Below are 16,351 nucleotides of genomic sequence, written 5' to 3' on the forward strand. Positions count from 1 at the left end.
ATGACAGTGAACTGTTGCTACCTTTGGCCCGTTGGTTGACGGACGCGATCTCCTCTGTAATATGACGCTTCAGACGTTCAAGCCCTTCGGACCCTGAAAACATTTTCACCTTGTCACGATGAAACTGACTGGAATAAGTCCTGGATAGATGAAAGGTTTTGGGATCTGGATAGTTCAGTGCGTAACCTGTTCCTTCTTCCCAGAAGTCGGTGTCCATAATAAGAAAATTCATCACATTCATAATTGTTGCACCCGGTCAAAATTATAGCTGCTGTATTTTGCAGCATCTTCTCCTTTCCAATAATCCGGACAGGCAGAGTGCGGAATGATCTGGGCAAGGCACAATTCTCCACCAAACAGATGAGCAACCGGCGGAGCCAATAGGACTTTGACCGATGGCCCTTCATTGTGCTTATCAGTATTGCTGAAATCGAATTCAACCTTGTAGCAAGCGCCTTCCCACCAGCCAAAAGGGGCAACAAATTCAGCGCTCACTTTCATGGCATTGTCATCGGGAATGGTCAGGGCAAATTTTCCGGGATAGTGCTGGTCCATAAAGGACTGGATGTGATCCCTGGCAAGGCCTATCTCCAGTTGCAATCTTGCGCCATTCACACCTGGATTGAATCGCTTGAACGAAGCTTCAGGGTAATCATAAGAAGGGGCTTTTGCTGTCGGGGTTAGCTCTCTTTGCAGGGTATTGACAACCTCACAATTATTGACAGAGTAATCATTCAGGGAGAGTCTCTGATCAGACTGCCCTTGCTCCAACTGATCCATCGGCTCATGGGTTGGCGGTATGCTGCGGATGTTGCTGCCATTTCTGCTGGCAGGTGAGCCAGCGGACTCGTCGTCAGAAAAAGAATCAATGGTACGTTTAGCCGCCGGGGAATTAATGGAATACATGTTTACTTCCTTATTCTGTTGGTTAGAGTTATGAAGTTTATTGGTTAAAAGTTAACTGCAATGACATAGTTAAATAATTATTACAACCAGGCCACAAATGGTTTATAGGACTCTTGTGTCTTATGGTCAGTTAAAACCATTTCCAGAGAATGAATCATTGTGTCTACCTGTTCTTTCTTTTTGTTCAGTCTGTCTAGCCGCTGTTTCTTTTCCAAAAGTTTGCGATCATGTTCACCCGCTGCCATCATTTCAATAACATTCATATCATCAAACCTGACAAGCCCTGGTGTTTCAATATAGAGATCAGTAATTTTACGTGCCAGATTTCGAGGGATAACTTTTAATTTTTCCAATACGGATAATTGAGCATCGTGGGGTTGAAAAGATAGAAAAAATATCATCTGACGAAAAGCGTAGGCAATATTTTTATGTTCCTGCAACCTTATCTTATCAGGATTGGCCGGGTTATAGCGTACACATTTGATCACTATCCAGCGGGCAATCTTGTGGTTCAATGTCTTACCACTCTCACTGCTAAACAGTTCAGGCAAGTCTAAAGCATTGGTCAATGCAGTCAACGTGGCCAGGTTATGCGTGGTGATTATCTGTTGCCACTCAATGATCTTGCCATTTTCAACAGTTCTGTGATTCCACAACCCGCGGCTTTCTTTGGTCACACCACTTTTTTGCTTGCACAGACAATAAAGGGCATCCGGCGTTTTAAGTTTGGCAATGCTCCCGTAATCAAGGCCGTAATATGTTTCATAAAGGGTTCCCTGCATCAGGCTGGCTGCCTGTTTGGCAGCCATGAGGAATTTATCAGAGAATTTATGCATGAATATATCGGCTGCAAGCTCTTCAGTGAGCGGAGGCTCTAAAGAGAGTTCTGGAAGTTCTTCGATCATTTGACCCAGGGATTTGATAAATCTATTGGGCAAAATGGTCTGGGGAAAATAGGTTAAGACTTGAGTCACCATATCCGTTAAAAGCTTGTCTGCATTCTTGACTCTTTTGTCCTGGTCGAAGGGGGTGATTGCCTGTAAATGTTTTACCCAGGGCAGTTCTTCCATCCTGACCTGATGTTGAAGTTTCAGCAGAAGGACAGATCGTCGTTTGAAGAAAGCCTGTGTCACTTGTGCAAACAAGGCGGCCAGGCTGGGGTCAAGTATGCTGTCACTTTTGACAATGGCGGCGATGTTCAGGTATTTGCTGGCCAGTACTTCAGCTGAGGTGATATCGCCCCATTCAAGCAGCTCAATCACTGGTTTTGACTGAATTGCTGCCAGTAATTTCTTTATCGGTTTGGGCAATCCTGCTGTGTCCATGTTCAGGTCCTGTGGTTTTACCTGAACACAGTCTTTTAACGGCTGTAGCTGATGGATCAGGGAATGACCTGTGTGATATCTCTTTTGATAGTGTTCAAGCCAGCCCTGGCGTTGGTTCAGTGCTTGCTGATACCGTTCAGTGTCAGGAAACCCTTGCTTGCGATGGATATCTGCCAGGGTTTTTCTCAGTGTGAACTGGATTTTTTGAAAACCTTCCGTATCGGAGTGGCACCGATGTTCTGGCGGGTACGCCAGTAATATTTCCAGTGAACGTTGCAGAATCCGCTCACTGCCACGTTTACGGGTAGTACGATACATCAATTCGGGGTGTTGCTCTGTTATCTGCTTTCTATCCGCCAGGTACCGTGAGGCTTGTTCAAACCACTCTGTTGTGACCCTGGCCAAAGGCATGCCACCGCACAGCTCCCCTTCAGTGTTGTAATAAGGTAAATCCCCTTCTACTGTGCCCTGAATCAGTGCCACAAGCCGATCCTTCAGTGGCAGCCACTGATCAAATACCAGGGCATTTTGATCCAGCCGCAGCCGGTTATTGGATTTGTGTTCAGGGGCAGGGCCAAAGCGGTTGTCCAGTTGAGTCAGTACCTCTGCCACGCTTCTCATGGCTTCATCCGTGTTTAATGGCAGGGGCTGTTCGGCCGGTTCCGGGAAAAACCTGACACTTCCCAGATATGGGGAAATGGTTTCAATCAGTTGTTCAGCCTCGTCATCGTGTCCTGACCGGTGAAGCGCCATCAGAATTAACATAACCCCTTCTTCGGGGGTGTTTACACGGTATTTGCCGTTTAGAAGCATGGTCTCGAGGTGGCAGGAATACGGTTCAGTAAACCAGATCTGGTTAAGTGCTGACCTGATGTTTGCCAGATCATCGGGTAGATCGCTGGTTACTGATAGTCCTAACTGACTGGCCAGTTCTATTTCATAGTGACTCAGTGGCCCTCCGGCCGCCAGCTGCCCGGTGGTAAAACCCCCTGTTATTACCTCGGGTGTTAACCAAACCGGGGCATCGGCAATCGGCGCTCTTGAGCCATGGGTCAGGGTTCCATTGATGGAGCCCTGGATAGTTTGCAGTAATTGCTCGATTTTCGATCTGGCACGGCTGCGGTCAACCGGGTCAACATGTTCCGATGTGGCCGTCATTCCCGCTTTAAATAACAGACCGGAAAGGTAAGGAATGCCAAAGGTACTTGAGATACCGTCGTATTGATTGAGGCTGGAGGCCTGTTGAGCCGCTGTATTATCTGGCGGGATTAATTGTCTTGAGGCCATGTCAGCATTGCTTATGGAGCTGCCATTAAAGGAGCCTTGGGATGTGATGAAATCGTCAACAATCTGGTCAGGATTTTGGTTTGAACAAGTAAATAATTCCGCAGGATTCATACAGGCTCCGACTTAGACAAATAGTACCAGTAAGCAATTTCGATTCGATCTACTGTTTTTTCTCAGGGTTTCGATTGAACGTACACAATTAAGTTCCCTGATTTGGTTAACAACTTAAACACCCTTCAAAAAGCGCAACGATAAAGCAATGAGCGTTTTCGCTCTCGTTGGGAATTAAATCGATAAGGGTGAACTGAAAAGCTATCCTGACGAAAAGCCTCAACGGGTGTAAATCGGATGAATCGTTTATCAGAAACGGGTAGCTTTTCAGGTTCTGGTCACTGTGCTGATCGGGGAACAGCGATAGCAGTCAATCAGAAAGGTATCCTTTCAAGGTTTAAAGTTTCAGACGCAGGAAAAGATATTCTCGATGCCATTTTGCATTACAAGCATAACAAAGCGGATATTCCTGCAGTTGCTGCTGTAGATGCCTATAAATCACTGAGTGATCGAGAAGTTGGGTTATTTGAACATGTATTAGACAACTACCTGCCCCACTTTTTAAGCCAGCAAGACAATACCGCGTCTCAACATCAACAGGATTTTTTTGTGAATTTTTCCCAGTATCAGTTGCTTTTGAAGTTAGAAAACATGGTGTAGATAACCATTACCGACTGACCGAGCGTGGAAATGCTTTTGGACTCGATCCCCCGGACAGTCTTAAGTCCGACAGCCTCCTGCAGACTCTTGGGTAGATATTCCGGGAGGTTGGTAAAATTGAACTAATTCTGGTCGGACTGGTCAAAACAAAGAAATTAATGAATAAAAAGGAGTTTAATATGATCCCGTCTACCTCCGTCCAGCTGAGCTGTCTGGAATACATTCAGTACAACTACAATACTGCAGGATTGAGTAAAGCCCTGTTTGCTGTCTTCTGCTTCTCTGGCAAATCCAGAACCATCTCAGTCGCCGCAGCCCGGATTTACATCAACACCTATCCTGATTCCGGGCTGACAACGGCTCTTAAAAAAATTACCAGCAGGACGGTGACTCATAGTCCTGCAGGCAACCTGCATGTCCCGGTCAAGTCAGAGTCTTTGGTCAACAGAGGTCAGCTATCAGAACAGCAGAGGCTGGATCAATTGCGGGAGAACATGGCAAAACTTGAGGAGTTGGCAACAGAGTATCTTGAAATCGTCAGAAATGTAGCTGAAATCCCATTATACACTGAAATTATAGCCGAAGAACTATCAGCTATTGATAATGGCCATAGTGTCCCCTCTGCCAAAAAAATCATCAGCGATGTGAAATCTTGGAGTGAGGCGTTGAAATTAGGATCTGACAACAATGTTATTGACTCATCACAAACGATTACTGATAAATTAGCAGCACAGGCCCTGACCCAATTCAGATCCAGATTTAACAAATTGAAATTCCAACCGAAAGCAGGTGAAATCCTGAAAAATCTCAATCATCAAGTTGCCGGGCTGATGTCTGACATCAGAACGAATAAACAAGCTTATCAAAACACAAAATGTATTTCTCATGCTGAGGATAGAGTCATTGCTACGGGTGAAGAATTAAAGCAACTAATAGACTATGGCCATGACGTTCTTGACAGGGTACTTTTCATGACACAAGGCAATGAAGATTATCAGGAATTAAAAAAGAAATTGGACTCCCGAATACAAAATATTTTGTCTATGCAAAGTTAATCAGCAGGCTTGGTCTTTTAATGCCATATCATGCTGGAAGATTCTGGTCAGGGGAGTCCAGCAATTCAGCATCAGCCCGTCTGCCGGTAGCTAACTGTTGATATGTACGGAATACATTGGATTGGCAAGCGCCCTGCCAATCAGCTGACAAGTTGATCTCTCGTCATCGTTGCGCCTTTATACCCGGTAAAAATGAACTAATTCTGGTCTGACGGGTCAAAACAAAAAAACTAATTAATTAAAAGGATTTTAATATGATCCCGTCTACCTCCGTCCAGCTGAGCTGGCTGGAAAATATTCAGTACAACTACAAAACTGCTGGATTGGGTAAAGCCCTGTTCGCTGTCTTCTGCTTTTCCGGCAAATCCAGAACCATCTCAGTCGCCGCAGCCCGGATTTACATCAACACTTATCCTGATTCCGGGCTGACAACGGCTCTTTTCAAAAAAATTGCCAGCAGGACGGTGACATACGAACCACCAGGCAACTTGCAGGTTCAGACTGCAACACCCGGGCCTGCAGCCCCGGATGACACCAAGACACCGGCCACTACTCAGGAAACAACCCGGTTTTCATCCCCTGAACCGGTTGCCCCTGTACCCAAAGAAGACCGGTTTTTACTCAGCCATCGAATTCAACCACCGAATATTGTTCCAGTAAAATCACAGCCAGAGCCTTTGGTAACCAATTCCCATAACCCAGGAAATGAGGTTGCATTTGTGCAGCCCGCGGTTCAGAACAGTCCTGAAAGCAGCTCGGCAGGTACTGAGAGCCAACACAATGTTTCTGCACAGCCTGATACCAACACTACCGATAATGCTTCTGCCGCTCGGGCGGAAAGTGTCGTGGGCAGGCAAAGCCAACCTGAGCCTGGTTACCGGGCGAGGTACGGTGGCAAAGGCATGTTCCTGAAACACATGAAGGAACACGGTATTCCGGTACCTGACTTCCGTTGTCTGGAGATTGCACAGACACAGGCTTTGGAAAACCTGCCTGTCAGCGTTGCCACTGTGGCCCGGGCAATACCGGGTATTCAGTCACTCTGTTCCGGCAGTACCACCAGCTTGCATGAGCTGAAAACGCGGGTTAATGCCACCGCTGATCAACAACTCCGCGAGCAACAACTGGCGGCATTATCGGCGTTTATCGCCGGGGAAACCTTTTATCAGCTGGTTAAGAACCATCCGACGGCCAGAACCATGCAGCAACTGTTTGAAGAGCTGTGCCAGGATCAGCCGGACCAGAAAATCATCGTACGCAGCTCCGGTGCCAGAGAAGATGGCTACGGTGACGCCCAGGCCGGCAAGTACGAATCACTGGTGCACGGAGAGGATGATATTGTTCGCACCTGCCTGAAGGTGCTGGCTTCCGGTTATCGCCCGGAGGTTTGCGCCTCGACCATGCCCGCCCCGATGGCCCTGGTCATGCAACACTGTGTGGACTGCCGGTTTGGCGGTGTGGCAATGAGCTATACCGACCTTAAAGATAACAGAGTACAAATTGAGTTTGTGCCCGGACAACCCAAAGGGGCGGTTGCCGGTCAATTTGGTATTACCCCGCACCGATACACCATATCCCGTGGCCTTAACATCACCCCTGTTTACACGGCAGGCAATGTTAACAGTACGTTTGTACTGGACCCGCAGGGCAACAACACCGCTGCAGAAAGACTGGCACCCATTGCTGGCGGGCAGTCGCAAACACTGCCAGAGTCTTCAGTTAGGCAGCTTTATCACTATATTGAACAGCTGGAAAACCTGCTCGGTTGTCCGGTGGACGTTGAGTTTGCCATTAACCACCAGGGCGAAGTGGTCATCCTTCAGGTTCGCCCAATGACACGCCTTTGCGGGGGCAGGCAATTTTCCGCTGCCAGGCCTGCGGAGTTTATCTGTTCTGGCAGGCTGGTGAGTGAAGGGCTGTGCCAGGGGCCGTTGATCCGGTTACAGCCCGGTGAGTCCAGCCGTCACATCCCCCAGGGAGCCATTATTATGGCACCACACTGTGAACTGTGGATGCTGGCACCGGAGGTTCTGGCTAAGGCAGGCGGCTTTGTTTTCCAGCAGGGAGGCAGTGGCGACCATGTGGCCATTACCCTGCTCCAGGCCGGTAAACCCTGTGTTATTACCGGTACTGACGAGGCAGCGGGTGAAGGTCTTGAGGGACAGCAAGTGACCCTGGTTTGTGGCCAGTTTGACCAACAGCCCGGTGCTTTTTTACTGGCCGGCAGCCAGTATGAACAGTTTGCCGAGAGTATGTTGCCGGCAGTCAGCGGTGACTTCAGTACCGCTATCGCCTACACCGACCAATGGCAGCCAGCAGAACACAGTTCAATGAGGGTTGATGAGCAGTTCCGGGAGTTGAACCGGTTAAATGGCCTGTTACTCCACTATTTCAGCCGTGATCGTCTGTTGAACCAGTGTCTGTCACCGGATAATAATCTGCTGTTAAGCATGTCGCCCCAGCGGGCAGAGGTATTGCTGAAGCTGGAAGAAGAGATTGCCCATTTACTGGCAGATACTGACGCGTTGTTGCTCGGTTATGAACAATACTTGCTCACCGGCGCAAAAGGGGAAGAAACCACCAAAAAAATTACTACTGCCCTGGCCAACCTGGAGGTATTGAAAGGTCGGGTTAACCAAATACAGCAACGTGTGGCAACACAACTGGTAGCAGTAACCGCTGGGCTGACTACCGCGCAGGAACTGCTGCCTGACCCGGTCTGTTTCCGTCAGTGGCGAATGGATTGCGTGGCATTACGGGATTCGTTGCTGCAGCTGAGTTTGCCAAGGCAAGCGGATGAAGTGGATTCCATTCACGATATCGTCTTCCTGATTCACCAATGGTTTGTGGATATGCTTGGTGTTATTGCCGTAGCTTCCGGGCAGGGAGAAACAATTAAAAAATCCAAAAAGTTGACCATGGTTAATTTCCCGTCACCGAACAACGTTGACATATTCACAGATGAATGTGCAGCAGCTCTTGAGGGATTTGGCTCGGACAATACTGTGTTGAATATGGACGGTGTGTGCATTATCAATACCCAAATTAATTATCATAAAGGGGTCATTGAGGTAATGGCGGATGGACCCGGTGGCAAAGGTAGAACCCTGAAGGTCAGGATGGTTGATGACTTCAACTCCAGGTGGGTAACATCCTCGAACCCCCAAGCGCGGGATGGGAAATGCAAGCGTTTTTTTAATCTGGCGTTACTGATGAATGCAGTGGCAAGCTCCCATCCCGGGCAAAGCTGCAATATTGCAATTAATGAATCAATTGGAGAAATCGTCTGTGAAATTAACAGGGTGCCCTCTATAAACCGGCTGCGGGATCAATTGCTCATGGCAATAAACCTGTTAAATAACAGTAATAATGAAGATATACGTTTTTACAGACCAACGCCTGGCATGCCATCTTTTGATAACTTTGCCGAGATTAAGTTTCATATTGATAGTCTGGATAAAGTCGATAGTCAGTGGATTTTAAAGTGCAGCCTTTTTAGTATCGGGCTTTCATGCGAGGGTAAGGATATACCTGATCTACTGTGCACGCTTTTGGGTGAGGGGCCACAAAGCAAACTCATCAGGTTTGCTGCCACCCGCGTGCCTGAGTCTAGCCATGAGTTGCCTGAACTTTCTGATGATGATTTCACCCATAATCAGGAATGCATCAAGCTTCTGCTTATTTTGCGTCCGCAAGTGATGATTCCCCTGGTCAAAGCAAAAACGGACTGGCTGAGTGATAAGCAACTGATGTTACCACTGGTCAAATTAAATGGACTGTTGCTTGAATATTTGCCCAGTGAACTAAAGCAGGACAAAGAGGTTGTTTTGAATGCTGCTACCCACACCCCGGAGGCATTACAGCATGCCGATGAGAAGTTCTGGGATGATCCTGAAGTGCTCAGGGCCGCGGCTAACGCCAGCCAAGAACTATTTTTCAACATGGTTCAGGCCATGAGTGGCAAAAAAACAGTCAGAAATGCCATGTTACAAGTATTGGATTTAAACATGCGTTACCTTTCGTTTTTAGAATGGCGGCCTTACGGTGATGATCCGACAATAATGCTTGGGTTGGTAAAATGTGGTGAATCTTATTACATGTCTCTAGCTCTCTCTGACACCCTGAAAGATGACACAGCTTTTTTTAAAATGGCGATGAATATTGATCCGAAAGTTATCAAATATGCTTCTGAGCGGATACGTAAGGAGCATGGGATGGTGTAGCTTCAGTAGTAACCCGAATAAAACCCTTGCCCTATCAAACTGGAAAACTCTCCGGATTACTCCGGTCCGGGGGAGTCCAGCAGTTCAACATCAGCCCGTCTGTCGGTAGCTTGCTGTTGATGTGTATGAAAGTACATTGGATTGGCAAGCGCCCTGCCAATCAGCTGGCAAGTTGATGACTCGTCATCGTTGCGCCTCAGTACCCGGTAACTTTGATAGCTGCTAACACAATAGAGTGCGGTCAAGGCACCTAGAATAATCATCGCGCCAATAACCACCGCAGAGACTGTTTCGGGCGTATTGCCAGAGGTGGGTGAAGTGGTGTCGTTAGTCCGTAAAGGGGAAGCTCTGGTGGAGTTGGTTGTCTGATTAAAGAACGATGTCGGGGGTTCAAAAATCTGGACGGAAGATGGGGTAAAGCTGGTATTCATGGAAGATAATGTTGGCTCAGTAGTCTCAGGGGGAGTAGTTGAGCATGGGGTGTTACTGCATGTTGAGTTGCCACACAGATACCTGCGCCCCAAGTCTTCGCAAGTTCGTTTATTGCATCCATTTTCGTCTAAGTTATTTGGGCAATCTTTTCTGCCATTGCATCGCGTCACTAAGGGAAGACAAATCGGTGCATAACGAGACCCACACTGAAAACAGGATCGATCACAAAGGACCCCATGAAAATGGGGATATGATCTGCATGGCTTTGTTGCCCCGGCCGTCTGCACTAGAGTGGATAATGTCGCCAAAGCCACCAGGCTCTGTTTTAATTCTGGACATAGCCAGTCAATGTCATCGGAACCCATCACCTGTCCTGCGGCAAATTCTGCGGCATTGTGCATCAGGTTGCCACTGCCCTGAATCACTCTAAGGGCAAAGGAGCACAGCCGATTACCGGGCAGAGGACTGCTTCCGTTACCAGCACAAATAAATGTCCCGGAGTTGGCAGGGCAAGCCTGCCTTTCGGCGTTCCTGCCATGAAAGGAAATTATCTGGCTGTTGAATGTATCCCTGGTGTCGTCGTCGGTGCCATGGCTTTGTGGGCAGGGCTGTGATGGGGTTTGCAACGAGTTTGTCAACATGGTGATTACTCCTGCTGGAAATAACATGCTTCAGCTTTTGCAATTCCGGGAGGTGGTCCGAAAATGGCCACCGTAGTACGGATTGCGAGAAACTGAGGTTGAAATTTCTGACTCTCAGGAGAGTAGCAGGGCTATTTGATGAAGGAGAGATTTTTGACCAACTTATCGAAACTGGACGCATTAAGAAGCCGGAAGGCTGAATTAGTGTTTTGAAATTGAGGTAATCAGCGCTTCCCATGACCTTGATCATTGCTGTGCAGAAATGCTCTGGTATGGTGACGGCTCCATTGCCACCCTATAACCATGGGCTGCACAGCCTGGCCCATCGCCTGCGTTGAAGCTTCTCACCATAGTTCAGGTTATGACTGGTCACTTCGCCTTGTCCCACAGGCCACAATGACTTGCCCGCGCTTATTGTTAGCAGGCGGCGATGGTATGAGTGTTCAATAGAGGAGTCGTTATGAATACCCTGGATATGACCAAGCCCCCGGAAAAATCGCCGGTACAGGGTACTGGTCCGGTGGTTACCCGCAAGCCGGTTTATCAGAATTCTTTGCCCCCGTGTAATCACACCTGCCCGGCGGGGAATGATATCCAGGGTGCTTTGGCACTGGCTCAGGAAGGGCGCTTTGAACAAGCCTGGCGCACCTTCATGAACAACAACCCGCTGCCGGCAACCCATGGTCGAATCTGTTATCACCCCTGTGAAGATGGCTGCAGTCGTGTACAAGTGGACGACGGTGTAAGTATTCATGCCATCGAGCGCTTCCTGGGGGATATGGCCATTGAGCAGAACTGGCCTATGCCGACGCCCAAAAGCGAGACCGGGAAAAAGGTTCTGGTTATCGGTGCCGGTCCTTCCGGTCTGAGTGCTGCTTATCATTTGCGCCTGCAGGGGCATACCGTTGCAATACGTGAAGCAGCACCGATTGCCGGTGGCATGATGCAGTTTGGTATTCCCGCGTACCGTTTACCACGGGACGTGCTTGCCGCCGAGATTGCCCGTATTGAATCCATGGGGATCTCAATCACCCTGAATCACCGGGTAGAAGACCTGCTGGCAGAAAAGCAAGAAGGTCAGTTTGATGCGGTTTACCTGGCCATTGGTGCACACATTGGCAAGCAGGTTGATATTCCTGCCCGTGATGCTGGCAAAGTGCTGGATGCGGTCAGCTTCCTGCGGGAAACCGGCGTGGGCGAACAGCCGGTGCTGGGTCGTCGGGTAGCAATATACGGCGGTGGTAATACGGCGATGGATGCCGCACGCACGGTAAAAAGAATGGGTGTGGATGAGGCCATGATCATCTATCGCCGCGACCGTGATCATATGCCCGCCCACCGTTTTGAAGCGGATGAAGCCGAGGCAGAAGGCGTCAATATCCACTGGTTGCGAACCATCCAGAATATTGAAGGCAGTGAATTTAACGTTGAGATTATGGAGATCGGTGATGATGGTCGTCCACATCCAACCGGCCGCTTTGAAACACTGGCGGTGGATTCCCTGATTCTGGCCCTGGGTCAGGATGTGGAAAGAGACATGCTGGACAGAGTACCCGGTCTGGAATTTGATGGCTGGGGCTCACTGACCATTGATGACCAAATGATGACCGGCTGTGCGGGTATTTTTGCCGGTGGTGATATGGTGCCGTCTGATCGTACTGCCACCATTGCGGTGGGGCACGGCAAGAAAGCTGCCCACTTTATGGATAGCTGGCTGACCGGTAAAAAAGTGAATGAGATCACCGTAAAACACCTGGTGGACTTTGACGGATTGCATCTCTGGTACCGTACCCAGGCCGATCGTCAGCATGAGCATGCGCTCAGTGTGGCGCAGCGTAATGACTTCAGTGAAGTGGTTCATGGTCTCAGTGAGGCCCAGGTTCGTTTCGAGGCCAGTCGCTGTTTCTCCTGCGGTAACTGTTTTGAGTGTGATGGCTGTTTCGGGGCCTGCCCGGAAGGTGCCATTACCAAGCTGGGTAAAGGTGAGGGCTACCAGGTTAACCATGAACTCTGTACCGGCTGCCTGGCCTGCTACCGTCAGTGCCCATGTCATGCTATCGAGATGCAGGCCGTGCATCAAAACGTCTCACTGCCCGCCATGGCGGCTCAAATGGAGGTACGGTAATGTCTCAGCCGAAAGAACAGCCGGTTCAAGTCACCATTGATGGTAATGAGGCAGCTGCTTACGTTGCGTATCGGACCAATGAAGTCTGTGCCATCTATCCTATTACTCCGTCGTCCAATATGGCGGAGCTGGCAGAACAGTGGTCGGCCGAAGGCATCAAAAATATCTGGGGCGGCAGACCCCATGTAGCCCAGATGCAGAGTGAGGCCGGTGCTGCCGGTGCGGTTCACGGGGCACTGCAGACCGGCGCGCTGACCACCACCTTTACCGCCTCCCAGGGGCTGATGCTGATGCTGCCGAATATGTATAAGATTGCCGGGGAACTGACGCCGACGGTGTTCTACATTGCAGCACGCTCACTGGCGACCCAGGGGTTGTCTATCTTTGGTGACCATCAGGATGTGATGGCGGCAAGAAGTACCGGCTTTGCCATGCTGGCCGCCAGTTCGGTTCAGGAGGCCCATGACCTGGCCCTGATTGCCCAGGCGGCGACACTGGAATCCCGGGTGCCTTTTATGCACTTCTTTGATGGCTTCCGTACCTCCCACGAGATTAACAAGATCGCCCTGCTGCCTGATGCGGTGATCCGGGCGATGATTGATGATCAATTGGTACACGATCATCGTCGTCGGGCTCTGAATCCGGAACATCCGGTCATTCGCGGCACGGCACAGAACCCGGATGTTTACTTCCAGGCCCGGGAAAGTGCCAATCCCTTCTATGAAAAAACACCGGATATTGTTGCCGCCTGCATGGCGCGTTTTGCGGATCTGACCGGCCGCTATTACCAGCCTTTCAGCTGGTTTGGACCCCAGAATGCCAAACGTTTGATCATTGTTATGGGCTCTGGTGCCGAAACGGTCAAGATGACCCTGGCCGCTATGAATCGGGAACTGCCGGAAGACGACCAGGTGGCGATGATTCAGGTTCGGCTCTATCGACCATTCTCAGCGGAGCGATTCCTCCATCTTCTGCCGGAATCGGTCACCGACATTGCCGTACTGGACCGCACCAAAGAGCCCGGGGCCAGCGGTGAACCACTCTATCAGGACGTGATCACGGTACTGTCCGAAGGCTATATGAGTGACCGGCTGAAGAAAATGCCACGGGTTATTGGTGGCCGTTATGGTCTTTCCAGCAAGGAGTTCACCCCTGCCATGGTGAAGGCGGTGTATGACGAGCTGCTGAAGGAAAAGCCGAAGAATCACTTTACCGTTGGTATTCACGACGATGTGATGGGCACCAGCCTGGACTATGATGCGTCGTTTATTATCGAAGATCGTGACAGTGTCCGGGCGATGTTCTTCGGTCTTGGGGCCGATGGTACCGTCGGTGCCAATAAGAACTCCGTGAAGATTATCGGCAGTGATCCGCAGCTGAATGCCCAGGCTTACTTCGTTTACGATTCTAAAAAGTCAGGTTCACAAACCATTTCTCACCTGCGATTTGGCCGACAGCCCATTGAAGCCCCTTATCTGATTCAGTCGGCCAGTTTTGTTGCCTGTCATCAGTTTAACTTTCTGGAGAAAACCGATGTGCTTGCCAATATCGAGGAGGGCGGTGTTTTTCTGCTGAACAGCCCCTATGGACCGGATGATGTCTGGGCTCATCTGCCACGGTGTGTGCAGGAACAGTTGATTCAGAAGAAACTGAAGTTCCATGTGATCGACGGTGCTGCCGTGGCTAAATCTGCCGGTATGGGCAACCGAACCAATACCATAATGCAGACCTGCTTCTTTGCCCTGTCCGGTGTTCTGCCCAGGGATGAGGCCATTGCCCGTATCAAGCAGACGATTGACAAGACCTACCGACGCAAAGGTACAGATGTTGTTGAGCGAAACTTCCGGGCGGTGGATCAGACTCTGGAACATCTCTACGTCGTAAAATTCCCTCCAGGTATCGCGCATGCCGATTTACCCGGTGAAACGTCTGTAGAGAAGCCGGTAGTTTCTGAGCAGGCACCTGACTTTGTTAAAGATGTCACCAGCCGTATGATTAGCGGACAGGGTGACCTGATCCCGGTCAGTCAGATACCCGTGGATGGTACCTGGCCAAGCGGCACAACCCGCTGGGAAAAACGCAATATTGCCCTGCAGATTCCGGTCTGGGATGAAGAGGCCTGTATCCAATGCGGTAATTGCAGTATGGTCTGCCCTCATGCGGCTATCCGTGCGAAGTTCTACCATCAGGCCAGCCTGGTGAATGCACCGGAGGAGTTTAAGTCAGCAGCCATCAGCGCCCGTGGTTTTCCGGAAACCCGCTACACCCTGCAGTGCTACCCGGAGGATTGCACCGGTTGTGGTCTCTGCGTGGCAGCGTGCCCGGTTCGTAATCCCAAAAAGAGTGGTGATCGCGCCATCAATATGATGGACAAGGAGCCGGTACTGGCGCAGGAAAAACAGAATCTGTCGTTTTTTGAGCAGCTGCCTGTAAATGATCGCCGTCAGGTGGATTTCTCCACCGTGCGGGGTATCCAGTTCCTTGAACCTTTATTTGAGTTCTCCGGTGCCTGTGGTGGTTGCGGTGAAACGCCCTACCTGAAACTGCTGACCCAGCTGTTTGGTGATCGTCTGCTGGTGGCCAATGCCACCGGTTGCTCTTCCATTTATGGTGGTAACCTGCCAACCACACCATGGTCAAAAAATGCGGAAGGGCGTGGACCTGCCTGGGCCAACTCGCTTTTTGAAGACAATGCCGAGTTTGGCTTTGGTTTCCGTCTGTCCAGTGACCATCAGGCGGAGCAGGCGATGCTGGAGCTGGCATCTTTCCGGGAACTGCTGGGCGATGATCTTGTGGATGCCATCATCCATGCACCTCAGTTGAATGATACTGATGTACAAAATCAGCGAGAGCGACTGCAGCAGGTGCAGGAAAAACTTGCACAGGTCGAAACACCCGCAGCACAAAGCCTCAAGGTTGTGCTGGACCGTTTGTTGAAACGTGTCGTCTGGATTGTTGGCGGTGATGGCTGGGCTTACGACATTGGTTCTGGCGGCCTTGATCATGCGCTGGCCAGCGGCCGTAACGTCAATGTGCTGGTCATGGACACCGAAGTCTATTCCAATACCGGCGGCCAGGCGTCAAAATCCACGCCGATGGGTGCGGTGGCAAAATTTGCGGTGGCAGGTAAACGGTCCGCCAAGAAAGATGTTGCGCTGCAGGCCATTGCCTATGGCAATGTTTATGTGGCCCGGATTGCCATGGGGGCCAGTCCGCAGCAGACTCTTCAGGCCATTCGTGAGGCTGAAGCCTGGCCCGGGCCTTCACTGGTGATCGCCTATTCGCACTGTATTGCCCATGGCATTAACATGACCCACGGTATGGAGCAGCAGCGACTGGCCGTGCGTTCTGGCCATTGGCCTTTGTTCCGGTACAACCCTGGTCGTACAGAGCACCATGAGAACCCGTTTGAACTGGACTCGCTCAGACCCAGTGTGCCTCTGACGGAGTATATCCGTGGTGAGGTTCGCTACCGGGCCCTGAATATTGCCTGCCCGGATGAAGCGGAGGCGATTCTTGACGAGGCCCAGAAAGTGATCAACCGGAAGTGGGGCGTCTATGAGGAAATGGCAACGCACAATGCCATGGACTTTATCCCTGAGAAGGCGTCGGCTGTTCATTAATAAAGTGACCACAGAGATACAGA

At 50.1% G+C, this 16,351-nt stretch carries 9 protein-coding genes; 6 read left to right on the forward strand and 3 right to left on the reverse strand.

Annotation, left to right across the window (positions count from 1 at the left end; translation table 11 throughout):
• Positions 1 to 237: 237 nt before the first annotated feature.
• Positions 238 to 906 (reverse strand): hypothetical protein, encoded by a 669-nt coding sequence (locus O3276_RS17220; protein WP_269672437.1) that lies wholly within the window; start codon positions 904 to 906, stop codon positions 238 to 240.
• 80 nt (positions 907 to 986) lie between these two features.
• The gene (locus O3276_RS17225; RefSeq protein WP_269672438.1) at positions 987 to 3,518 is read right to left on the reverse strand and encodes a hypothetical protein; all 2,532 of its coding nucleotides are present in this window, start codon (positions 3,516 to 3,518) and stop codon (positions 987 to 989) included.
• Between the two features lie 348 nt (positions 3,519 to 3,866).
• Between O3276_RS17225 and O3276_RS17230 the strand changes: the two genes are divergently transcribed.
• From O3276_RS17230 to O3276_RS17240, 3 genes are all read left to right on the forward strand, one after another.
• On the forward strand, positions 3,867 to 4,229 hold the full coding sequence (locus tag O3276_RS17230) for a hypothetical protein (RefSeq protein ID WP_269672439.1): 363 nt from the start codon (positions 3,867 to 3,869) through the stop codon (positions 4,227 to 4,229).
• 179 nt (positions 4,230 to 4,408) lie between these two features.
• A complete protein-coding gene (locus tag O3276_RS17235) occupies positions 4,409 to 5,284 on the forward strand; it encodes a V-type proton ATPase subunit C (protein ID WP_269672440.1) in 876 nt (291 codons plus the stop codon).
• 254 nt (positions 5,285 to 5,538) lie between these two features.
• Positions 5,539 to 9,507 (forward strand): PEP/pyruvate-binding domain-containing protein, encoded by a 3,969-nt coding sequence (locus tag O3276_RS17240; protein WP_269672441.1) that lies wholly within the window; start codon positions 5,539 to 5,541, stop codon positions 9,505 to 9,507.
• A 56-nt stretch (positions 9,508 to 9,563) separates the two neighbouring features.
• Here O3276_RS17240 and O3276_RS17245 read toward each other — a convergent pair whose 3' ends face one another.
• Positions 9,564 to 9,938, reverse strand: coding sequence for a hypothetical protein (locus tag O3276_RS17245; protein WP_269672442.1), 375 nt, complete (start codon positions 9,936 to 9,938; stop codon positions 9,564 to 9,566).
• 396 nt (positions 9,939 to 10,334) lie between these two features.
• Between O3276_RS17245 and O3276_RS17250 the strand changes: the two genes are divergently transcribed.
• From O3276_RS17250 to nifJ, 3 genes are all read left to right on the forward strand, one after another.
• Positions 10,335 to 10,553, forward strand: a complete 219-nt coding sequence (locus O3276_RS17250) for a hypothetical protein (protein ID WP_269672443.1) — start codon at positions 10,335 to 10,337, stop codon at positions 10,551 to 10,553.
• A 487-nt stretch (positions 10,554 to 11,040) separates the two neighbouring features.
• On the forward strand, positions 11,041 to 12,705 hold the full coding sequence (locus O3276_RS17255) for an NAD(P)-binding protein (RefSeq protein ID WP_269672444.1): 1,665 nt from the start codon (positions 11,041 to 11,043) through the stop codon (positions 12,703 to 12,705).
• A complete protein-coding gene (gene nifJ, locus O3276_RS17260) occupies positions 12,705 to 16,328 on the forward strand; it encodes a pyruvate:ferredoxin (flavodoxin) oxidoreductase (protein WP_269672445.1) in 3,624 nt (1,207 codons plus the stop codon). Before O3276_RS17255 ends, nifJ begins: the two co-directional genes overlap by 1 nt.
• Positions 16,329 to 16,351: the final 23 nt, after the last annotated feature.

The sequence above is a fragment of the Endozoicomonas sp. GU-1 genome, from assembly GCF_027366395.1.
Classification (GTDB): Bacteria; Pseudomonadota; Gammaproteobacteria; order Pseudomonadales; family Endozoicomonadaceae; genus Endozoicomonas.